General features: G+C 60.0%; 16 protein-coding genes and 1 tRNA gene. 3 read left to right on the forward strand and 14 right to left on the reverse strand.

Annotated elements, in window-relative coordinates; translation table 11 throughout:
- Positions 1 to 46: 46 nt before the first annotated feature.
- The 5 genes from ACR0NT_RS12985 to ACR0NT_RS13005 all read right to left on the reverse strand — a co-directional run bounded on the left by ACR0NT_RS12985 (position 47) and on the right by ACR0NT_RS13005 (position 8,328).
- Positions 47 to 2,167, reverse strand: a complete 2,121-nt coding sequence (locus tag ACR0NT_RS12985; protein ID WP_480443190.1) for a CHASE2 domain-containing protein — start codon at positions 2,165 to 2,167, stop codon at positions 47 to 49.
- Positions 2,168 to 2,373: 206 nt separating this feature from the next.
- Positions 2,374 to 3,258, reverse strand: coding sequence for a FecR family protein (locus ACR0NT_RS12990; RefSeq protein WP_480443192.1), 885 nt, complete (start codon positions 3,256 to 3,258; stop codon positions 2,374 to 2,376).
- A 427-nt stretch (positions 3,259 to 3,685) separates the two neighbouring features.
- Positions 3,686 to 5,347 carry a GMC family oxidoreductase N-terminal domain-containing protein gene (locus ACR0NT_RS12995; protein ID WP_170674230.1) on the reverse strand — a complete coding sequence of 554 codons (1,662 nt, stop codon included), beginning with the start codon at positions 5,345 to 5,347 and terminating at the stop codon, positions 3,686 to 3,688.
- 147 nt (positions 5,348 to 5,494) lie between these two features.
- The gene (locus ACR0NT_RS13000; RefSeq protein ID WP_170674228.1) at positions 5,495 to 7,117 is read right to left on the reverse strand and encodes an AMP-binding protein; all 1,623 of its coding nucleotides are present in this window, start codon (positions 7,115 to 7,117) and stop codon (positions 5,495 to 5,497) included.
- Positions 7,118 to 7,152: 35 nt separating this feature from the next.
- Positions 7,153 to 8,328, reverse strand: a complete 1,176-nt coding sequence (locus tag ACR0NT_RS13005) for an acyl-CoA dehydrogenase family protein (RefSeq protein ID WP_170674226.1) — start codon at positions 8,326 to 8,328, stop codon at positions 7,153 to 7,155.
- Between the two features lie 103 nt (positions 8,329 to 8,431).
- Here ACR0NT_RS13005 and ACR0NT_RS13010 point away from each other — a divergent pair, with 103 nt between their 5' ends.
- From ACR0NT_RS13010 to ACR0NT_RS13020, 3 genes are all read left to right on the forward strand, one after another.
- Positions 8,432 to 9,313 (forward strand): LysR family transcriptional regulator, encoded by an 882-nt coding sequence (locus ACR0NT_RS13010; RefSeq protein WP_170674224.1) that lies wholly within the window; start codon positions 8,432 to 8,434, stop codon positions 9,311 to 9,313.
- Between the two features lie 194 nt (positions 9,314 to 9,507).
- Positions 9,508 to 9,597 (forward strand) — tRNA-Ser (locus ACR0NT_RS13015).
- A gap of 298 nt (positions 9,598 to 9,895) precedes the next feature.
- Complete coding sequence (locus ACR0NT_RS13020; RefSeq protein WP_170674222.1) at positions 9,896 to 11,035, forward strand: YaaC family protein; 1,140 nt, start codon at positions 9,896 to 9,898, stop codon at positions 11,033 to 11,035.
- Here ACR0NT_RS13020 and ACR0NT_RS13025 read toward each other — a convergent pair.
- The 9 genes from ACR0NT_RS13025 to ACR0NT_RS13065 form a co-directional block, all read right to left on the reverse strand.
- Positions 10,949 to 12,241, reverse strand: a complete 1,293-nt coding sequence (locus ACR0NT_RS13025) for a tyrosine-type recombinase/integrase (protein ID WP_170674220.1) — start codon at positions 12,239 to 12,241, stop codon at positions 10,949 to 10,951. The two genes, ACR0NT_RS13020 and ACR0NT_RS13025, sit on opposite strands and share 87 nt — an antisense overlap.
- A 233-nt stretch (positions 12,242 to 12,474) precedes the next feature.
- Positions 12,475 to 13,377, reverse strand: coding sequence for an FAD:protein FMN transferase (locus tag ACR0NT_RS13030; protein WP_170674218.1), 903 nt, complete (start codon positions 13,375 to 13,377; stop codon positions 12,475 to 12,477).
- Positions 13,374 to 13,889, reverse strand: coding sequence for a nitrous oxide reductase accessory protein NosL (locus ACR0NT_RS13035; protein WP_170674216.1), 516 nt, complete (start codon positions 13,887 to 13,889; stop codon positions 13,374 to 13,376). Before ACR0NT_RS13035 ends, ACR0NT_RS13030 begins: the two co-directional genes overlap by 4 nt.
- Positions 13,886 to 14,707: an ABC transporter permease gene (locus ACR0NT_RS13040; protein ID WP_170674214.1), complete on the reverse strand. Its 822-nt coding sequence runs from the start codon at positions 14,705 to 14,707 to the stop codon at positions 13,886 to 13,888. Before ACR0NT_RS13040 ends, ACR0NT_RS13035 begins: the two co-directional genes overlap by 4 nt.
- A complete protein-coding gene (locus ACR0NT_RS13045; protein WP_170674212.1) occupies positions 14,704 to 15,597 on the reverse strand; it encodes an ABC transporter ATP-binding protein in 894 nt (297 codons plus the stop codon). The genes ACR0NT_RS13040 and ACR0NT_RS13045 overlap by 4 nt, the downstream gene beginning before the upstream one ends.
- A complete protein-coding gene (locus ACR0NT_RS13050) occupies positions 15,587 to 16,843 on the reverse strand; it encodes a nitrous oxide reductase family maturation protein NosD (protein ID WP_170674210.1) in 1,257 nt (418 codons plus the stop codon). The genes ACR0NT_RS13045 and ACR0NT_RS13050 overlap by 11 nt, the downstream gene beginning before the upstream one ends.
- 3 nt (positions 16,844 to 16,846) lie before the next feature.
- On the reverse strand, positions 16,847 to 18,754 hold the full coding sequence (gene nosZ / locus ACR0NT_RS13055) for a TAT-dependent nitrous-oxide reductase (protein WP_170674208.1): 1,908 nt from the start codon (positions 18,752 to 18,754) through the stop codon (positions 16,847 to 16,849).
- A gap of 15 nt (positions 18,755 to 18,769) precedes the next feature.
- On the reverse strand, positions 18,770 to 20,893 hold the full coding sequence (locus tag ACR0NT_RS13060) for a 4Fe-4S binding protein (protein ID WP_480443254.1): 2,124 nt from the start codon (positions 20,891 to 20,893) through the stop codon (positions 18,770 to 18,772).
- A 44-nt stretch (positions 20,894 to 20,937) separates the two neighbouring features.
- The gene (locus ACR0NT_RS13065) at positions 20,938 to 21,402 is read right to left on the reverse strand and encodes a DUF2946 family protein (RefSeq protein WP_480443195.1); all 465 of its coding nucleotides are present in this window, start codon (positions 21,400 to 21,402) and stop codon (positions 20,938 to 20,940) included.

Genomic DNA, 21,402 nt, shown 5'->3' on the forward strand with positions numbered 1-21,402 from the left:
CACTCGCCTTGCCCGGCGAGTAAGCTTGCCGCCTGTTCGAAGCGCGTCACGCTGAGGGCGTGCTTTCGCGTTCGTGGTGGCTGAAAATCAACTGGCTGGACTGGAACTCGGACCTGAAGTCCGCCGTTCGGCCGGACAGCGCGCCGTAGAATTTCAGCAGGCCGGGTTCGATGTGACGCGCCTGCGCAATGCAATCTTGGCAGATCGCCTCGACCTGATCCGGTGGCTGACGACCCCGAATGGCCTCAATCAGTTTCCTGTGGGTTGCGTCCAGCTTTTGAAATGCGGGCGTGTCCAGCATGGCCTTGTCGCCTACCAGAACAAAGACAGGCTCCAGATCGGTGCGGCCCTTGAGGTCGACATACCCGGCTTCGAGCATGGCCATGTCGTGCATGGTTTTTTCGTATACCGAACAGGAAACCAGGATGTCATAGTCGACATGGCGGCAACTTTGTTCGATCCGCGCGGCGACGTTCACCACATCCCCAATCACGGTGTAGTTGAACCGGCGTTTGGACCCGATATTGCCGACGCAGGCCCGACCGGTCGCACAGCCCGTGGCCAGGGCAATCGGTGGCCGCCCCGCCATGACGTCCGAGGCATTGAAATCGGTCAGCGCCTGCCGCATCAACAGCGCCGCTTGCGCCGCGCGGCAAGGGTGATCCTCGACCGGAAGCGGCGCGTTCCAGAAGGCCATCACCGCATCGCCGATGAATTTGTCGATGGTGCCCCGTTCCAACAGAATCTGATCTCCGATCTGTGAAAACAACTGGTTCAGCAGGGTGACAAGATCTGTGGCCGACACCGACTCGGAAAGTGGGGTAAACCCCCGGATATCGGAGAACATGACCGTGATTTCCTGTGTTTCACCGCCCAATTGCAGCTGATGGCCCGTCCCCTCCATCTCATCCAGGATTTCGGGCGCGACATAATGCGAAAAGATCTGCCGGATCACCCGCTTTTCCCGCTCGGTCGAAATGAACAGATATCCTGCGAGAAGGCCGAAATTGGCCATGCCTCCCGCCAGCGGAAAGGTGACATCGAACAGAACCAGCTGGTTCTGAAACGCCAGCCAACTGATGGCAAGAACAACCGCTGCCGAGGCGCCGCCCGCCACGAACGAGGCCACCGCGCCGAACCGGGCCATGACAGCCGTGACCACGACGCCCAGAGTGACGAAAGACAGCAGCTCAAGGGCGGCGGTTACATCCGACCGGCTCAGCATTTCCCCGGTCAGGATCTGTTCCAGGATTTGCGCGTGGATCGTCACGCCCGGAACCGATTCACCCAGCGCCGTCTGGTGCATGTCGAACAGCCCTGCGGCCGAGGTGCCGACCAGAATGATCCGGCCCTCGATTTCGGCGCGTATGGCGGGATCGTCCTGCATCTGCATGATATCGTCGGCCGACAGGTACAGATCCGGATTGTCGCGCCTGTACCGAACCCAGACTTCGCCGTTTTCCGTGGTCGGCAGCCGAAATTCTCCGATCTCGACCGCCAGCATGATGCCGGCTTCGTCCGGCGTGCCCTCGGCAATGACGATGGATTCGTCCAGCGCGACCCTGAGCGCTTCGATGCCCAGCCCCGGCAGCGCCCCGTCCGGGCCACCCCAAAGGACGGGAACGCGGCGTATGATGCCCATGCCGCCCAGCGGCGAAACATTGACCCCGCCGATGCCCGCCGCGCTGCGATCCAGCGGCGGGGCAGGGGGTGTCCAATGCGGGACCGAGACCAGCCCCGCAGTTGGCGTTTCCCCGATTTCGATGATCCCGGCGTGGGGCGTGACGGCCCGTCCGTCACCGGATTGCCGGGCGGCTGCCCCCAGAACAACTGGCCAATTTGCGATTTCCAGCGCGAACAGCACGTCATTGTCCAGTTTCGAGGCGTGGTGGTCCACCGACACCACACCAGCAAGCGCCGGATCATTCAGCAGCCGCGCGGGTGAGAATCTGTCGGGTTCTATGAACAGCATGTCAAAGGCGATCGAGGCGGCGCCGTATTCGCCCAGATTCCTGACCATCTGCGCCAGCAGGGTTCTGGGCCAGGGCCATTGCCCCCAGTTGGCCAGCGACTGTTCGTCGATATCCACCACGCGCACCGGAAGGTCCGGGTTGTATTCGCGCGGTGAAATGCGCTGCAGCAGATCAAAATAGATCAACCGGGTCATCCGCACCGGGTAAGGGTCAAGGACCCTTATGAAGCACCCGAACAGGATCAGTCCAAGCCCCACAAGCTGAAAGGCTCGTCGTCGCCCCGTTCTTTCCCTGGGCTTTCCGGTCACGTTAGCCTCCGAATGCCGTGGTCAGCCCTGAACGTGCGGGCGTTGTCACGGCATCGCCTGAACTGGTGTCATCTAGCGGGGCCTGCATGTCTTTAGCCGCCGCTGTTACCGCCATTCCCGTCAGCTCCTCCGCCGCCGGGGGTGCCCCCGAATCCTCCGGTGTCGCCACCGATTGTGCCGCCGCTTCCCGGACCGCCACTGCCCGAGCCGCCACCGATCGAGCCGCCGCGCCCATCCCCGCTGCCGCTGCTGGCTCCGATATTGCCGCCAGTGCCGTTGTCACTGCCGGTGCCGCTGCCAATGTTGCCGCCATTGCCCTGACCGACGCTTTGCCCCGAAGGGGGGGCGCTGCGCGGTTCTGGTGCTGCGGCGCTCTGGACGCTGCCTGATTCAGGATCAGGGCGGGTGTCACGCGCCTCTGACCGTTGTGGCAGAGGCGGGGACTCCGTCCCGCAGCCTCTGAAATCGACTTGCAGAGGCACCAGCAACTGTTCCTGCGACTGAACAAACGGGAACCCGTTTTTCAGCGCCTCGTCATAGCTTTCCTGATCGATAGGGCGTCCTACATTGCCAGCTTGCGTCGTTGCCAGCAGGCTGCACTGGCGCGCGGCTTCGCGGCAATTGCCGCTTTGGCCGCACATTTCTACCCGACCTTGCAGAACCAGCATGGCGCTTTGCGTGCCGGGTACGACCCAAAGGTCAAAAGTTGTGCCCCGCACGGCCATGGTTGCGGTCGGCGTGTTGATGGAATAGGCGCGCTTTTTGCTTTTTCCGGAAATAAACCGGAAGCTGCCGCCCAATGCCTGAACCGCGAAACTCTTGGCCTTTCGATTGCCGCGCAGCATTGTCACGTCCAGCATCATCCGCGCGTTCGGGCCGATGGCGATTTTGGTTTCGTCAACGAAGACAAGTTGAACCACACCGCTGCGGTCGGTTGATATGGAGTCGCCCGAGGCAACCTCCATACCGGTCCGCAACGGCTGGGTTTTCCCCGCGCGCGTGATTTGCGCGCCTTGTTTGACGCCGATGACTTTCCCGATTTCAGCTAAAACCTGCGATGGCAGTAGCAAAACACAGCAAACAACAAGTAACGATCTCAACCAGAACAAAACCAGCTTCCTTCCCCCACAGGTGGTCCCGGGCGTATTGCACCCGTGCTCGGTTTGGCCTCATAAAATTCAATTACATGAATTTGAAATTATTAAATCCATACAAATATGCCTTAAAACCTGCGTATCTGGCAAGTTTTCTGTGCGAGATGGATCTATACCCGATTGAACGGGTGTCGGCCTGTCCAGTTTCAGGATCAGCTTGGCAGATATTCTCGTGCATTATCCCTGCAGTTCTACGGGCGCTGGCGGCCCGACCTGAAGAAAAAGGCCCGAATCCGGTGTGTCGGCTGGCTTACCGACCTTCCCGAATCCAGCGTGCGGCTTTTTCCGCGATCATCAGGGTCGGAGCGTTGGTGTTGCCGCTGGTAATCTCGGGCATGATGCTGGCATCGACCACACGCAGACCCTTGATGCCCTTGACCCTCAGATAGGGATCGACCACCGCGGTCGGATCATCCTCGTGCCCCATCTTTGCAGTGCCGACAGGGTGGAAGATGGTGCTGGCGATGTCGCCCGCCAGCTTGGCCAGTTCCTCATCGGTCTGGAACTGAACGCCCGGTTTCCATTCCTGCGGGTTGTATTTCTGCATCGCCGGTTTGGACATGATTTCGCGCACCTGGCGCAGACTGTCGGCGGCGACCTGGCGGTCGTCGTCCGTGTCCAGATAGTTCGGTGCGATCATCGGCGCGTCGGTGTACTGGTTCGACCGGATGCGTACATGGCCACGGCTGCTCGGGTTCAGGTTGCAGACGCTGACGGTGATGGCGGGGAACTCGTGCAGGTCTTCACCGAATGCCTCAAGGCTCAGCGGCTGGACGTGGTATTCCAGGTTTGCATGGGCACGGCTTGGATCGGATCGGGTGAAGGCCCCCAACTGGCTGGGCGACATGCTCATCGGGCCAGAGCGTTGCAGCGCGTATTGCAGGCCGATCCTGGCCTTGCCCAAAAAGCTGTTGGCCAGCGTGTTCAGCGTCCTGGTCCCGTCCACCTTGAATACCGCGCGGATTTGCAGGTGGTCTTGCAGGTTTTCCCCAACGGCGGGTGCGTCCAGCACCACGTCGATACCGTGGGATTTCAAAAACGCGCCGTTGCCGATGCCCGACAATTGCAGGATCTGCGGTGAGTTGATGGCACCCGCGGACAAAATGACCTCGGCCGAGGCGTTCACGGTCACCGGTTGCCCCGCACGGCGCACAACTGCGCCGGAACATCGGGTCGCGCCATCAGGGGTGGTGTCGAAGGTCAGACGCTCGACCTGTGCTTCAGTCCAGATAGTCAGGTTCTGACGCTCTTTCGCCGGGCGCAGGAAGCCTTTCGAGGTGCTCCAGCGCCAGCCCGATTTCTGGTTCACGTCGAAATAGCCAACCCCGGCATTGTCGCCCGCGTTGAAGTCGTCGGTGGATTCGATTCCGGCCTCTCTGGCAGCCTCGGCAAAGGAATCCAGCACGTCCCAGCGCAGGCGCTGTTTTTCCACGCGCCATTCGCCGCCATGCCCATGCAGGTCCGAGAACCGGCCGTTGTCGCCGGTTCTCGGATCGGCACCATTGTCCAGCTTGTAGTGGTTTTCATGCGCCTTGAAGTCCGGGACCGAGTTGTCCCAGCTCCAGTCCTCTTCACCGCTCAGTCTGGCCCAGTTGTCATAATCCCGCGCCTGACCGCGCATGTAGATCATGCCGTTGATCGAGGAACAGCCGCCCAGTGTCTTGCCGCGCGGATAGCGCAGGGTACGGCCGTTCAGGCCCTTGTCGGGCTCGGTCTGATACAACCAATCGGTGCGCGGGTTGCCGATGCAGTACAGATACCCGACAGGGATGTGAATCCACGGGTAGGTGTCCTTTTTACCGGCTTCCAGCAGCAGCACCCGTTTGGACGGATCCTTGCTGAGGCGATTGGCCAGCAGGCAGCCTGCGGTGCCGGCCCCTATGACGATGTAATCAAACGTTTCGACAGACATGGTCAGGCTCCGGGGTCAGTAAGTTGCGGGCAAAGGGGGGCGCAATCAAGGAGCCCTCCGACCGGCGCTGCAGGATACCGAGCCATGTATCTTTGGCAACGCTCTTGCTGCGTGCGTCGCAGGTTTTCTGCTTGGTGATCGGGCTTTTCAGATCTTCGCCGTTTTCATTTTTTCCCTGAGCTGGAATTTCTGGATTTTCCCGGTTGATGTCTTGGGCAGGTCCGTAAACACCACGGCCTTGGGCACCTTGAAACCGGCCAGATGTTCCCGGCAGAACGTCATGATTTCATCGCCCTCTGCGTGGTGGTCCGGTCGCAATTCGACAAAGGCACAGGGCACCTCGCCCCATTTGGGGTCGGGCTTGGCCACGACGGCGGCGGCCAGAACGGCGGGGTGACGGTAAAGAACCGCCTCGACCTCAACTGACGAGATGTTTTCGCCGCCCGAGATGACGACGTCCTTCAGCCGGTCTCGGATCTGCATGTAGCCATCCGAATTGACCACAGCGGCGTCTCCGGACCAGAAACGCCCGTTGTCGAAAGCTTCGGCTGTGGCGTCGGGGTCCTTGTAATAGCCCTTCATGACCGTATTGCCGCGAATGGCGATCTCGCCCTGAGTTTCACCATCCCGGGGGACCGTATCCCCGCTGTCGCGGTCAATGACGGCAACGGAGTCGACCATTGGAAAGGCAATGCCCTGTTGCGCTTGCAGACGGGCTTGTTCGGCAGGGCTTTCGGCGTCCCACGCCTCTTGCCACAGGCACTGAGAGATGTGGCCGTAGGTTTCCGTCAGGCCGTAGACCTGCATGACATCCAGCCCCATCGCCTTTGTTTTCTCAAGCACCGAAGGCGGTGGCGGTGCGCCAGCGGTCATCACTTTGATCGCCGGGGCGAAAGGGGCGCTTTCGCGGCTGTCCAGTTCGGCCAGCATCTGCAGCACAATTGGTGCCGCACCCAAATGGGTCACGCCATGTTCGTGGATTGCAGCCATGATCTTTTCTGCCGCCGGAACTCGGGTGAACACCATGGTGCCACCCTGCAGCGCCATCACCCACGGGTGCCCCCAGCCGTTGCAATGGAACATCGGTACAACGGACAGGTAGACCGGATAGCTGGGCATCTGCCACGCGGCAACGGTGCCAAGCGCCATCAAGTACGCGCCGCGGTGGTGATACACCACGCCTTTCGGGCGCCCGGACGTACCCGATGTATAGTTCAGCGCAATCGCATCCCATTCGTCGTCGGGCAGGGCAGGGCCTGTGTGTTCACCTTTGCTCAAAAGCTCGGAATAGTCCTGCCTGCCAAGGCTGTCCCCGTCCGCCGCATTTGGGTCGGAGATTTCCACAACCGGGATTTCACGGCCAAGCAGATCAAAGGCTTTCGACAGAAGCGGCACCAACTCACGGTCGACAATCACCAATCTGGTGTCGGCGTGGTCCAGAATATAAGCAATCGTCTCGGGTTCCAGCCGCGTGTTCAGCGTGTTCAGAACGGCACCGGACAGGGGCACTGCGAAATGGAGTTCGAACAGCTCGGGAATGTTGGGGCAGAGCACGGAAACCGTGTCGCCCTTGGCGATGCCCATTTCAGCCAACCCCCGCGCAACGGCGTGCGAGCGCCGGACGACCTCGGCCCAATCGCGCCGAAGGTCTCCGTAGATAACGGCCGTGCGGTCTCCATGCAGCGCCGCCGCGCGGTTCAGGAATGACAACGGGGACAGCGGCACATGGTTGGCCGCTGTCTTTTCCATCGCTTCAAAGTGTTTTTGCATGGTCAACCCTCCCAAACAGACCAGCGTGAGGTGGCTCAGGTTTCCCCAAAACCCTTCGGAACCGGCAGATCCGGCAAGGTTTTCGCCCGTTTCGCCAGACTACGCCCGATCACGACCCGGCTGATCTCGGTTGTGCCGTCCACGATACGCAGCATCTGGCTGAGCCGCGACAGGCGGTCCAAACCATAGGGTTTGAGCAACCCCATCCCCCCAAGCACCTGTGTGCAGGTGTTGGCCGCCTTGACCGCCGCATCCGGGACAAACCGCTTGGCATGCGCAGCCATCACCGGACCTTCAGGGGTTCCGAGCGCATTGGCCGCCGCCCGATACAACAGGCGCGAGGCCTCCAACTCGGTTGCCACATCGCCCAGCATCCACTGAATGCCGTCCAGATCCAGGTTCTTGCCGCCGAACATCTTGCGGTTCTTGGAATAGCTCAGCGCCGTGTCCAGCGCGGCCTGCATCAATCCGCAGCAACCCGATGCAATCGATACACGGGCGATGTCGATGGCCATCAGTGACCCCTGCAGCCCTTGCCCGACCGGCAGAATGATGTTGTCTTCCGAAACCACAACGTCCTTCATGTACATCTCGGACAGGGGCAGGAAGCTGTAGCTGGGCGTTTCATAGCGCGGCCCAAAGCTCAGGCCCGGAGTGTCGGCAGGGATGGCAATCATCGCCATATCCTGATGCCCGGGTTGGTCGGTTGTCTTTACGACGGTGAAATAGATATCGGCCTCACCCGCAAGGCTGACCCAGGCTTTGGCGCCATTGATGGTCCAGGTTCCGTCCGAATTGATCACTGCGCGGCTGTACATGTTGGTCGCGTCAGAGCCCGATTGCGGTTCCGTCAACGCGAAATTCGCCAGCTTCCGGCCGGATGTCAGATCGCGCGCCCACTGGTCCTTGAAGGCTTCGGTGCCATAGCCGCATCCGGCAAAGGTGCAGATATTGTGCATCGACAGGGCAAAAGCATAGGCCCCGTCGGCGGTTCCCAGTTCCTCGTAAACGCGGATGCCGTCGCCAAGCGAAAGCCCCTGACCGCCAAACTCCTCGGGCGCATAAAGACCCGTAAGACCTGCAGCCCCTGCCTTGTCTGACGCAGAGCGGGGCCAAGCCCCTGACTGGTTCCAGGCATCAACATTCGGGGCAACCTCAGTGGCGGCGTGTTCGCGCGCCGCATTCAAAATTTTTTCGATATCGGCAGACAAGCGGGACCTCCCAAATTCCGGCACCTGAGTTATTTTTCCTGTCTAAGCGAGTTTTTCCTTCTAGAGTATGTGGAAAATTCTGAGTGAGGGATTGAATTTTTCAATGACAGCCAGCCTGCCGACACTCAAGGGCCTAAGGGCATTCGAAGAGGCCTATTGGCATGGCAGCTTTACGCTGGCAGCCAAGGCACTGAATGTGCAGCAGCCTGCAATAAGCTATCAGATCAAACAGCTAGAGCAGGATCTGGGTGTCGTTCTTTTCGAAAAAAAACATGGTCGCCTGGTACCTACCCCGGACGCAAGCGAGCTGTATGAAACCGTGTCCCGGGCTTTTCGAAACATTAGAACGACGGCGGCCCGGATTCGGGCGAAAGACGGTGACGGGGTTTTCACTGTCGCGACCTATCCGGGAATCGGAACCTACTGGTTGTCATCGCGCCTGCCGGATCTGTCGGAACAGCTGGGCGCGCAGGTGAAGGTGATCACTCTGGTCAAAGACGCGGACTTGTTCCGGGAACCGGCGGATTGCTGGATTCTCTTTGGGCAGGGTCACTGGCCGGGATTTGAGGCCCGAAAGCTGATTGACGAGGCCGTTTGCCCCGTCGCGTCCCCCAGCCTGATCGAGCGATACCGCAAGCTGGATGGCAGCATTGATGTCTCCAACATTCCGCTGATCGAGCAGGACGATCCGGAACGGCGTTGGCTGAGTTGGGAGGCATGGCTGGATCGCTCTGAGGACGATTGGCGTTTGTCCGACAACCGCGTCGTGGTCAACGATCACGGAATGGCGCTGCATCTGGCCCTGTCCGGGGTCGGGGTCGCGCTTGGATGGATGGGGATCATTCAGGACCTGATCGACGGAAAGAGCCTGGTTCCCATGTCACCCCACCACGCGCGGTCGGATTTCGGATATTGGGTTCTTGGCCGGGAAGGCTTTTGGGAAACGACACAAGGGCGGTTGGTCATGGGCCTTCTGAAAAACTGACGGTGCGTTTTGCGAATCTGAAGCCCGATCCGGGGCTATGCCGTTGAAATCGGCTGGCCGGACACTGCCTGAATTCGGTGCAAAACAGCTCTATTTGGAACGATTTCAAGAAGTTCCGGGATATCGAAGAAAACTGCCGATCTGTTCAGAATCGGCCTTGTATTTCCAGCGTTTGCAAGGATATACCCGTCGGCGGAGACGTGGCCGAGTGGTCGAAGGCGCTCCCCTGCTAAGGGAGTAGGCGGGAAACCGTCTCGAGGGTTCGAATCCCTTCGTCTCCGCCACCAATCTTGGCGAAAGATATGGTGTTAATTTTCAATGCCTTAGCGGATAGGTATTTCCCGCATCACCACACGCCATCACCACACAAAGATTCTATCGTTCGGTGCCACTTTCCAAATACCGGCTGGACAATGGAAGATGCCATCTGTTGGATTGAAGCGAGTTTGTTGAAACCGTTCGATCACAGGTAGTATATTGCAGATTAGAGACGTAGTTGTGTCCAAGGCTGCTTCGCCAGCGGATTACGCTTGGAGGGAGATGCGGCATTTCCAAAACACTGATGCAGTGACGAAGTCACTCATGGAATTGCATGGAGTTCCTGCAAAGCACCGCCCTAACGTGATGAAACAAGCGGAACAGTTGCGACTTTGTCTGTCACTGGCAAGAGACTACTTCCAGGCAGCTCAAGGTGTTTCTCTCGGGACCCGACCAGTGTTGCTCTATTACTCTGTCATGCACCTCGCATTGGCTGAAATCCTATTCAAGCAATCTGGGGACAGCAGTATAGACAAGGCAAGAGCAGAACACCGGCATCATGGCCTTCAGTCTACTGTGGGTGCAGTCCAGCCTAACCAAGCGTTTGAAGTATCTGGGAGCCTGTTGACGGCTAAGCCGATGTATGACCATTCCCGTTCTGGTAGGTTTGGTACTTTTGAATTGTGGCATAGGTCGGCCGGTCATCTACCCGCGTATGGTTTGCTGAACGACACCAATCGCGGGATCACGTCTAAGCGCTGTTTGTCAATTGTTTACGGGGGGGAAATGGAAGAGTTTCCTTCCTCAGGGATGACCCTGCTCGACTGCATGAAGCGGATACCTTGTCTTCTTTATTCCTTGGATCAGAAGGGAATAGACGTTGAGCTAGTGCGCGGTAGGTCGGATGCTATTGTAAATGGGGATGACTTTGAGTCGGTGACGACCATCCATCCCACTAGAGAAGCTCTGCTCAACGAGTACTTAGAGAACTACTTGGTTCCTCCAGCGCTTGTCCCGTCAATAGATGTGCAACAAGGAGCGAGCACCACAGCAGTTATTCGCCTCAAACTTAAGGTAGGCTATCCATCTGGTTGTAGGATTCCTCACGTCATGGTCGACGAAGATGGCCAAAATTACTTCCAACCTAGCGAACTGCCCCTAAACGAGTTCGGCTACTTCTATGTTGCTCTGTTCATTGCCGGGAATTACGCGAGGTATTACCCTGACTTATGGGTCAAGGACATTGAGGCGTCTTCCGAACTAAGTTTCTTCATCGAGGTGCTGGTTGGAGCGACGAAAACTTGCTTTGGCTGGGGTGGGGTGCGGGGACTCCACTTGGCCGCTGTGGGACTCACACAGGCGCGCTGTGTGGCTCATTCATATCGTCGGGTAGCTCAGTTTCGCGATGGCCGCGCGCTTCTGGTTGAGGCTGGGTCCTGCGCTGTACAAACCGTAGGTGATTGACCGGTTCTCGTGGCCCACAATCGACATCGTGATCTCTTCTGGGACATTCGAGTGCTGGAGTTGTGTAACGACTGTCTTGCGGATGCTGTGGAAGCCCCATTGCCGCCCTTCGAAGCCCATTCGTTCCTTGAGCCGACCGAACCGTTTACCGATGGCATTGGACCTGTCACCGTATTTGTTCGAGGACAAACCGGAAAGGACATACCCGTCGGCGCTATTCGCACAAAGCTCAGACAGAGTGCCTTTGAGTTTTTCGTGGACGGGGACGATGCGATCCCCGGCATCGGTCTTGTCACTGACCCGCAAGGTGTCGTCTTTCACGTCTTCGACTTTGAGTGAGCACAGTGACTCTATCCGGCAGCCTGTCCACATGCCAAGCGTGACTAGATTGGCCAGAGCATCGTCTCCGCTGGTGACCGCTGAGTTCAACAGCTTTACCACGTCCACCGGCTCAAACGGAACATAGGGTGTCGCCTTTCCCCTTCGGTTCTTGCTCTGGGACCCGACTTTCAGGACGTTGGCAAACGGATCGTTGTCCCCCGTGACCACCCCACGGTCCTGTAAGTGTCTCCAATACCCACGCACCGCAGAAAATGTTCTCTGTAGGGTGTTGTCTTTTGTCCCTTCGTCCCTCAACTGCGCCACCCAATCTTTTACTGACTGGTGGTTAACATCGGAGGTCTTGGGAAAGTGCTGACAGAAGCGAACTAGGCTACCCCTGTACAGGTCTATCGTTTTTGGCTTCGTGTCTCGGGCTTTGGCCTCAAGGAAACTATCCAGATGCTCGTCTGTTTGCGCGTGTTCTCCTAAGGCGATTTCAACGAATAGCTCGCCTCGACGGATACCGTGGAAATCGTCATGGTCAGAAGGGTCTGCTTCCTGACTGGCCTCTTCCTTCATCTGTTCAATGATTATGTCCCTTGATGACGGTGCCGCGTTAGCAATCCGCTGTCGCCAGTGGTTCGCCCTGCGGTGCATCCTGTCTTCGGCGGTTTCTTTGGGGGCGGAGTCGTTCTCTGGACGGGTGGCATTCCTAATCATCTCCAGCCAGCTTACGTCAAAAGTGGCTGCTACCAGTTTGGCTGCCGCATGGTCTCCGGTGCCTGTGGATCTAAGGAAGCGCGACTTTCCGATGCGCTTTTGAGCGTCTAGTGGTATGTCCCTAACGGCATAGTAAAGTCGCCGTCGTTTCTCGAGTCTTGCCATCACGTCACCACACGTTATCACCACACGTTAGGTGTCTATTTCACCATATTTCCTTAGCTGCAAGGCTCAAATTAAATCACGTCAGTGAATCCCTTCGTCTCCGCCATCTACCATTATTGTAGATTGAGCGAGAACAAAGGCTGGCCTTGTAAGCCGTTGGCAGGCCCATGTCCCGACTTTGGACTATTGAGGCACGCTCATAGTGCGATTTGCGGGCAGAGCTGGTCCTGTGGTTAGATATGCATTTCCAGCCGCACCTCGGGAAAAGCCTGAAGCACGGTTTCAAAGCCTATCGTCGGCAGAGCGCACAAAGCCGTCGACAACCCGTCGGCAATGGCTGCGCTGGGGGCTGAGACCGAGACGACATGCGCCGGGCGCACTTCGCCCGTAGGGTTCAGGATATGTCCTTGATCACCAGTCAGCATGAAGCTGCGCGCGTCCGACGTGGCGACGGCTCGGTCCCGCAGTTCTATGGATTTGTGAACCTGACCTCCGGGTCCGGCCAGCCCGACCTGCCAGGGGTGCCCGTCTGCGCGTTGGCCCAAGGCCGAGATTTCCCCCATGTTCACCAGCACGTCCCGCAAACCATGTGCAGTCAAAAGCGCGCTGATACGGTCGGTGATGGCGCCCTGTGCAATGCCGTTCAGGGTCAGTGCCGAAACTCCGGGCTGGGGCAGGCGGATCATGTCCGGCTGAATGGTCACGCCGGACCATCCGACCGAGCGTCGGGCCGCGTCGATCTTCTCGGGGCTCTTACCGGTTGCCAGCGCGGACCAGAGCGGTTGCACGGTGGGGTCGAACGCACCGTCCGTGGCCTCGTGCAGCGCCGTGCAGAGGCTGAGAACGTTCAGCAGTTCCGGCGCGGGGCCCGACAGATAGCCGTCGCGGTTCAGGCGGCTGAGTTCGGATTGGGGGCGGTACAGGCTGAAGATGTTTTCCAGGCGGGCCATCTCGGCCTCGACGGCGGCGATGATCGGCGCGGCCTGGGCATCGGTCAGCCCCTCCAGCCGCAAGCTGGCCTCGGCCCCCAGCGCAACCCCGCGCCAATGGGCTGCCGAGGCGGGTTTGGCAACGGCTGGAAAGGCTGCACAGGCGGCGGACATGGTCAGAAACCGGCGGCGGGAGAGGGGGGTCATGAGGGGGTCTCCAGTTTCAGGTCCAGATCGACGGGGCCGAGAACCTGCGCAGCGGGAATGTCGGACAGCGGCATCTGCGCGCCACCATATTGGGTGATGAAGACATCAGCAGCGGCGGGATCGGCAAAGGGGACAACCTCGGGTGCGCCCATGCCTCCTGCAACGTTGGCACCCACGACAAAGCTGGCATCATCCGCCGCGATCCAGTTGGAAATGCCCGGCTGCCGCCAGTTTTGTGCAACCCCCATGTCACTGACGTAAACAGCGGTGATTTCGGCATCGCGTTCGGGGCTTTTCAGATAGGCCAGCATGTCGCGTACCTGAGCAAAGAACAGCGGTGCGGGATATCCTTCCAGATGAATCTGCCCTTTTGGCCCGCCATGTTCGGCGATGTTCATCTGACAGAAATAGCTGAGCGCATCCGGGGTCAGATCAACCGGGTCGGGGGCTTCGGCAACCTCTTCCTTGCAGGCGGTCAAAGCGACCAGAGCGATCAGGGCAAGACGTTTCATGGCTCGACCCTCCGGAATGCGAGGCGGGCGAGGGCAAAGCCCAGCACCGGCCAGATCAGCAGCGAGGCGGGCGCGGCCCAGACGGGCAGGGCCTGTGCGGCTCCGGTCATGCCCGAGGCCATGGCGACGCCTTCGGTTGCGGCGATGTTCCAAAGACGGAATGCGTCGGCCGGGTTGGCTACCATCACCCATGGAAAGACGGATTGGGTGAAGGTGCCGCCCTTGTCCATGACGACGGCTCCCAACAAGCCCAGATCATAAAGGACGACAAAAACCAGCCAGAGCCCGGCCGACAGACCTGCCGCCGCCGTAGCCCCCTTTGCCAGGGCGGACAGCAGGTAACCCAGCGCCAGAAAAACGGCGCCCAGCAGGATGGAAGTGAGGATGAGGCGGATCAGCGCCATCAGGCTTTCCGGCCCCGCGCCGCCAAAGAACGCGGCTACCGCACCTGCGGTGCCGAAGCCGACGGTCATGGCAAAGGCCAAAGCGGCCAGATGGGCGGTGAATTTGCCCAACAGGATTTCTCCGCGCCCTGCCGGGTAGGACAGCAGCAGCGACAGGCTGCCCCGATCCACGTCGCCTGCGATAGCGTCGAACGAGATCATCAGCGCCAAAAGGGGCGCAAGGTAGACCGACAGTGTGGTCATCGAGGCGACCGAAACGGTCAGCATGTCGACGCCCAGCGTGCCGGTGGGGGCGCTGCCTGCAAAGGTCAGCGCCAGCGCGAACAGCACCATGATCAGCGTGGCGACCAGCAGCCAGCGGTTGCGGCGCAGGATCAGCATTTCGGTGCGGGTGATGGCGAGGAAGCGGGTCATTGCATTTCCTCCTGAGCATAGTGGCGATAGAGGTCTTCCAGCTTGGGCGGTGTCATCTCGACATCCGCCACGGCCTCGCCCAGCCCGGCGATGCGGCGCAGGGCCTCCATCTTGTCATCGGGGGAACAGAGCAGTTCCACCGACGCTCCATTGATCCGGTTGCCGCCCAATTCGGCGGCCAGCGCATCGGGGTTGGCACTGGCTCGTACGCGCAGGCGGATCGGCAGACCGGCCAGAGCAGACAGATTGCTCAGCGTGTCGTCGGCAACCATCCGGCCTTTGCGCATGATGGCGATGCGGTCGGTGCGGGCCTCGACCTCGGTCAGGGCGTGGCTGGCGATCAGGACGGCGGTGCCCTGTGCGGCCAGTTCGTCGATAATGGCATAGAGATCCTGCCGGGAAATCGGGTCCAAGCCAGAGGTTGGTTCATCCAGCAGGGCAACTTTCGGCTGGCCCAGCAGCACCTGCGCCAGACCCAGACGTTGCCGCATCCCTTTGGAATAGGCTCCGATCCGGCGGTCCAGTGCGTCGCTCAGGCCGACACGGTCCAACAGGCCGGGCACGTTGGCCTTGGTCCCGGATAGCTTTGCGAACAGGGTCAGTTGCTCGCGGCCGGTCAGCGCGGGATGAAACGACACCGCTTCGGGCAGATAGGCCGTGTCCCGCCGCGCCTGTGCGCTGCCGGGGGTGGTGTTGCCGATCCGGATGGCTCCGCCATTGATCGGCGTCAGGCCGAGGATGGATTTGATCAGGGTCGACTTGCCCGCGCCGTTATGGCCCAGCAGCGCCACGCGCTGGCCGGGGGCAAGAGACAGGGTGATATCGTCAAGAACGCGGATCTTTCCACGGTCCTTGTTGACATGGTCGATAGTCAGGGCCTTATCCGTCATGAGGCACCTTTTTCATAGCTGGGGGTTCAGGGGCTTGCATCAATGGGTTGCTGTCCATCACACCACCCGGCAGCAGCGCCGGGAAGGCCGATTGCGACCAGCGCACCAGTTGCACGGCTGGCGAGCCGAGCAACAATTTGGCTGAGGGTTGGGTCCACAGCACATGGTCCATCGAGTCATTGGGGCGATAGGGGGCGTCGGCGATACCGTTGCCATCCACATCATAGGCGGCAAAATCGGACCAATAATTGCCGCGCCCTTCTTCAGACCACTCGACCCATTTGGTCGAGACGTATTTCACCTGCGTCCGGTTGCCGACAAAGGCGTTGCCGACGATCCGGTTGCGCTCGGAGCCGGCGGTAAAGTGGATGCCGATGCCGCAACCCTGGAACCAGTTATCGGTGAAGTCGTTCTTGTTCGAATTATACAGGAAGGTGCATTTTTCCTTGGCGCCTTTCACCACGTTGCCGGTGATGGTGCTCTTGTTGGCGTAGTTCAACATCACGCCATGTTCGCGGTCGTCAATCGAGACGTTGTTGGCCACGGTCACATTGGTCGTGAACATCACCGCATAGCCCAGATCATTGCCGATCGAGACATTGTCGCTGACGACCGAGTCGTCGGCATACATGTAATGCACGGCGAAACGCAGGTCGCGAAACAGGTTGTTGGTGAAGGTGTTTTTCTTGGACGAGTTCACAAATATCCCGTCGCGCCCGTACTTGATGTCATTGCCATCAACCACCGCACCCGGCGCGTTCCAGACATAGATGCCATTTCCGCGGTCGTTCATCCGCTGGTCCTGTCGCCCTTCGATCCGGTTGCCGCGTACGATGCTGTCCTTGGCACCATGAATGTCGACACCGTAGAGATTGCCCAACAGCACGTTGTTCTCGACCACGGGGGCCTTGGCCGTTTTGGTCAACTGGATACCACTGTCGATCCCGTCATGGTCCGAGCCTGAGCCGATCACCGTCAGCCCGCGCACGGTCACGCCCGGCCCGGTTACAGTGATGACGCTGCCAACACCTTGTCCGTCAATGGTGGCCTGTCCCTGCCCGTCGATGGTGACGGGCCGGTCCAGAACCAGTGTTTCGGTGTAGACACCGGGGCTCAGGCGGAGGGTGTCTCCATCCGCCGCCTGCGCCAGTGTTTCAGTGATGGCCCCCGCCTGGTTGGGCACGTCCCAGTCCGCCGCCCAAAGGGGCGAGCCAAGCAGGAGCGGTATGAGCAGGGGCCAACGCATGGTTTAGGCTCCTGCCGGCTCGACCAGCATCCGGCCACGCATTTCCATGTGCAGCGCATGGCAGAACCACTGGCAATAGAACCAGTGCACGCCCGGACGGTCGGCGGTGAAGGTGACCGAGGCGGTTGCCAGCGGCCCAATCTCCATCGCGATGCCGTAGTTGCCCAGGCAGAAGCCATGGGTCACGTCATCCACGTCGTCGAGGTTGGTGATGTAGACCGTCACCTCGTCGCCCTGTTTGACCGTGAACTTCTCAAGGCTGAAGGTCGGCGCCTGCGAGGTCATGTAGACGCGCACCTTGTTGCCATCGCGGATGGGCTCTTCGGCGCCTTCTTCCAGATCGATGCCATCGGCTTCGGCCTGTTTGCGGGCGTCTTCCCAGGTCACATCGTTGCGGTCCCACACGTTGACCGGGTTGACGATGTCACGGCGGACGATGATCGAGTCATGCGGCTCGGCAAAGGTCGGGCCATCGTGGACCACCTTCATCTCGTCGGTCGAGATGTCGATCAGCTGCTCGTTCTCGGGCTTCAGCGGGCCGACGTTCAGGAAACGGTCTTTCGAGAACTTGTTCATCGAAATCAGCCATTTACCGTCAGCGTCTTTGGTCTCACCCATCGAGGTCGAGTTGTGGCCCGGCTGATAATGCACGTCGACCTTCGAGATGATCGGATCGACGTCTTCGCCGTTATAGGCCTTGATCGCCTTGTCGATGTTCCACTTCACGACCTGGCTGTCCAGGAACAGCGTGGTGAACGCGTTGCCCTGACCATCATAGGCGGTGTGAAGCGGGCCAAGACCCAGCTGCGGCTCACCCACGATGCACGACCGCGGGTCGGCGTCGCTTTCGAACAGGGCGTCCAGCTTGGTCACGTCCATGATCGAGACGGTGGGCGACAGCTTGCCGTTGATGCAAACGTGCTTGCCGTCCGGCGCGGTGTTGATGCCGTGCGGCGAGTTCGGGATCGGGATGTAACGGGTGTATTTCTTGTTCTGACCCTTACGGCCGTCCAGAACCTTGACGCCTTTCAGCTCCTGATAGTCACCGGCTTCGATACCCTTTTCGATCTCGGCCAGGTTGAAGACAACGACGTGGTCCAGCTCGTTCTCGGTCATCTCGGCCAAGTTCATACCCATTTCCGAGTTGTACGAGGTCGAATAGGCGTATTTGCCCTGATAGTCGCAGTCGGTGTTGTCGAGGTTGCCCGACACGATCACCTGCCATGCCACTTCCATCGTGTCACCGTCCAGCGCGGTGAAGATGTTCACGTATTGCGACGGATCGTCCAGCACTGTGCCGTCATTGACCAGCGGTGTTTCATCTTCACCATTGGCAAAGACATAGCCGGTGCGCGGGAATTTCTGCGGACGCAGACCGTGGATCGCCTTGGCGTTGGGGATCTCGGTGATCTTGTCGCATTTCATCACGTCGCAGCGCACACGAGCGACGCGGGTGTTGGCCTTGTCGTTCATGAACAGGTAACGGCCGTCATAGGTGCCGTCAGTGAACGACATGTGCGGGTGGTGCAGGTCGCCGTTGTCATAGGTTTTCATGCCGCGCTTAGCCAGGAACTCTTTGGTTTCCGGCAGCAGGCCGTCGGACATGATCTTCAGCGACTCGTTGGTCTGACCCCAGCCGGTGGCCGAGCAGCGGTTGAAGACCGGCACGCGCATCAATTCGCGCATGGACGGGAAGCCCAGGATGCGCAGTTCGCCAGTCTGACCCGAAGACCAGAAGCCGTAATATTCATCCAGCTCGCCGGGTTCGAGATTGTACTTGGCCGCAGCGCTGGCTTCGCGCGCGGTCATCAGGGTCGAGCCCAGACCGGTCCCGGCCAGCACAGCACCGGTGGCGGTGGCCCCCAGCATCCCGCGGCGGGTGATGTTCAGTTTGTTTTCGTTGTCCGACATGATCGTTCCTCCTTTTTAGGAAACGGATTGCGGTTTGGCGTTCGGATGGTTCGCCGGTGGTTGTCCGAGGGGGGTCTTAGGGCTGACCGACCCTGTCTTGGCCCGCCGTTTAAGCTGGCGGATAACGACGGGACATTTGTCCTCGGACTGGTAGAGCACCTGACAATGCAGGCAGGTGACGCACTCGTTCGGGTTGATCTCACCAGTGGGGTGGATGGCCTGAACGGGGCATTCGTTGGCGCAGGTCTGACAGGGGGTGCCGCAATCCTTGTAGCGGCGCAGCCAGTCGAACATGCGAATACGGGCAGGGATCGCCAGCGCTCCGCCCAGCGGGCAGAGATAGCGGCAGTAGAACCGTTCAATGAACAGCCCAATCCCCAGCAGGAGAAGCGCAAAGACAACAAACGGCCAGTCGCGCATGAATTTCAGGATGATCGCGGTCTTGAACGGCTCGATTTCGGCGTATTTTTCTGCCAGCGGGATCGAGACAAAGCTGATGCCGAAGAGCACGAGGAAGATCATGTATTTTGCAGGCCAAAGCCGTTCGTTCAGTCCCCAGGGCAGGGTCCATTGCGGAATACGGCAGGCCCGCGCGATCTTGTTGGTCAGTTCCTGCAGCGCGCCAAAAGGACACAGCCAGCCGCAATAGGCCCCACGTCCCCAGAACAGCAGGGCGGCAGCAACGGCGAACCACTGGATAAAGACCAGCGGATCCAGCAGGAAAGCGTCCCACGAGAACCCGGTGCGCAGGCTGCCTGCCAGCGCCATCAGATTCACTACGCTCAGCTGTGCATTGGCGTACCAGCCGATGAAGAACAGGGTCATCGTCAGGTAGCCGATGCGGAACCAGTAGAAGACGCGGGCATTCATGGTGGCGTGGAACTGGAAGAAGAATGTGGCGGTCAGCACCAGCAGCATGACGCCCAGAACGCCGATCTCGACGGTGCGGTCCTTCCAAATGCGCTGCCAAAGGGCCGCCTTGGCGGCGGCTTCTCCGGTGGCATCGTCGACGACCGCGGGGGCCGCGGCCGGCAGAAGGTACTGTTCCGGCAGCTTGTAGCCCAGATCGAAGGTCAGAAAGGTCTTCTCGACCGCGCCCACGGCCCGTTGCACCAACAGTTGCAGGCGGAAGGGTTCGGCCGGGTCAAACTCGGCATCAGCGGGGATCTTGAAGATATCCAGTTCGGTAAAGCTGGGCGCATCGGGGGCCGCGACCTGACCCAGACGGCGTTGTTGCTTATCGAAGAACCGGACCGAACTGTCGCCCTGGATCAGCTGGATACGGTCGAAAATACCGCCCCGAACATAGCCCGAGCCCTTGAAGCTGTAGGTCCCGCGACCCAACACCAGAATGGCCTGTTCGCCTTCGTCCAGCCACTTGGTCAGGTTATTGTATTCGGCCTCACCCAGCAGGGATTTCCCGATCGACGGCACCGAGACCAGCGCCACGTGCATGTCGATGAAAGTGTCATCCGGTTCACCCCGTTCAGGGCGTTTGATGGCGCGCTGATCGCCGGTGGCCTCGAACGCGGCGTTGACCTGGCCGATATCCAGCGTCAGACGCCGCACCGAGCCGTCGCCCGAAAGCGTCGTCCAGTCATAGGTCGCATCCTGCGCCATATCGACTTCGCGTTTTGGCCCGTCAGCCTGCAGCGGGGACAGCCCGCCCAGACCCAGTGCGCGGGCGACCTTGATACCGCCGCGCACAAGGCTGTCGTCGATCACCATGATCGTGACCGTCGCGCCCGAGATGATGTCGAGGTCATGCCCTTCACCACCCGTTGCGGCCTCATGCTTGAGGTCGAGGCCGGTATAGCCTTCAGTCAGTTCGACCATGCGGGAATTGGGGATGCCGATCAGAACGATGGGTTCCGAGTGCTTGACCAGCTTCACCCCGGTCAGCACCGCATCGCCGTCGATGGCGGCCACCACGTGGATGGGTTTGCCGGAATATCCTGTGGTGCCCACGAAATCGGATGTCAGGAAAGCCCAGGCGACAGTTTCCCCGCCCTTCAGCACGGGGGCGACGGGCACGTCATCGCGCACCGGGCCAAAGGCATCGGCACCGGGGGCCAGATCGGCGGGCTCAATGTCAGGCAGGAAGCTGGCGAGGCTGTCGGCATGGGCGCTGATCGCCATCAGGCAGGACAGGGTAAAGGCCAGCAGGCTATGGATTGCGCGACTTACGACCACGGCGCACCTCCGATGACTTGGGTGGACGCCATGGACGCGCGCAGGGCGCGTTCAGTTATTTCTTGGGCCGCGTGCGGGGGGCCTCGGGATTCAGGCCACAGGCGTTTTACGCTGGTGACATTGACCAGATCGCGATTTTCGCAATATGCGGCGTGAACAAGACCGTCCCGTTGCAGAACGGGCAACTCCGGCACCGGAGCTGCCGAGGTGACGGCACACAGGGCGCAGTCGGCGCATTTCGGACAGGGCGCGGTTGGGTCCGTGGTGTCCTCTTCGAGGTCCACCTGAACCCAGACCGCCCCTGCCTCCGAGCAGATCTCCACCCACATGCTTTCCCCGGGACTCGCCAGCGCCGGGCCAAGCAGCTGCAACAGCAGAAGGAAGATGCCCGCCAAAGCACAAGCCGCGCGGGACGCGCAAACAGCTGACATGTGCAGAGGGTTGAGGGCGGGCAT

The organism is Ruegeria sp. AB10 (assembly GCF_056542745.1).

Excerpts from the sequence above, each read along its gene's own strand:
- ACR0NT_RS12995 (WP_170674230.1), bottom strand. The coding sequence starts at position 5,347 with ATGTCTGTCGAAACGTTTGATTACATCGTCATAGGGGCCGGCACCGCA.
- ACR0NT_RS13035 (WP_170674216.1), bottom strand. The coding sequence starts at position 13,889 with ATGAAACGTCTTGCCCTGATCGCTCTGGTCGCTTTGACCGCCTGCAAG.
- ACR0NT_RS13010 (WP_170674224.1), top strand. The coding sequence starts at position 8,432 with ATGACAGCCAGCCTGCCGACACTCAAGGGCCTAAGGGCATTCGAAGAG.
- ACR0NT_RS13060 (WP_480443254.1), bottom strand. The coding sequence starts at position 20,893 with ATGGCGATCAGCGCCCATGCCGACAGCCTCGCCAGCTTCCTGCCTGAC.
- ACR0NT_RS13050 (WP_170674210.1), bottom strand. The coding sequence starts at position 16,843 with ATGCGTTGGCCCCTGCTCATACCGCTCCTGCTTGGCTCGCCCCTTTGG.
- ACR0NT_RS13065 (WP_480443195.1), bottom strand. The coding sequence starts at position 21,402 with ATGCCCGCCCTCAACCCTCTGCACATGTCAGCTGTTTGCGCGTCCCGC.
- ACR0NT_RS12985 (WP_480443190.1), bottom strand. The coding sequence starts at position 2,167 with ATGACCCGGTTGATCTATTTTGATCTGCTGCAGCGCATTTCACCGCGC.
- ACR0NT_RS13020 (WP_170674222.1), top strand. The coding sequence starts at position 9,896 with ATGGAATTGCATGGAGTTCCTGCAAAGCACCGCCCTAACGTGATGAAA.
- ACR0NT_RS13025 (WP_170674220.1), bottom strand. The coding sequence starts at position 12,241 with ATGGCAAGACTCGAGAAACGACGGCGACTTTACTATGCCGTTAGGGAC.
- ACR0NT_RS13045 (WP_170674212.1), bottom strand. The coding sequence starts at position 15,597 with ATGACGGATAAGGCCCTGACTATCGACCATGTCAACAAGGACCGTGGA.
- ACR0NT_RS13040 (WP_170674214.1), bottom strand. The coding sequence starts at position 14,707 with ATGACCCGCTTCCTCGCCATCACCCGCACCGAAATGCTGATCCTGCGC.
- ACR0NT_RS13030 (WP_170674218.1), bottom strand. The coding sequence starts at position 13,377 with ATGACCCCCCTCTCCCGCCGCCGGTTTCTGACCATGTCCGCCGCCTGT.
- nosZ (WP_170674208.1), bottom strand. The coding sequence starts at position 18,754 with ATGTCGGACAACGAAAACAAACTGAACATCACCCGCCGCGGGATGCTG.
- ACR0NT_RS13000 (WP_170674228.1), bottom strand. The coding sequence starts at position 7,117 with ATGCAAAAACACTTTGAAGCGATGGAAAAGACAGCGGCCAACCATGTG.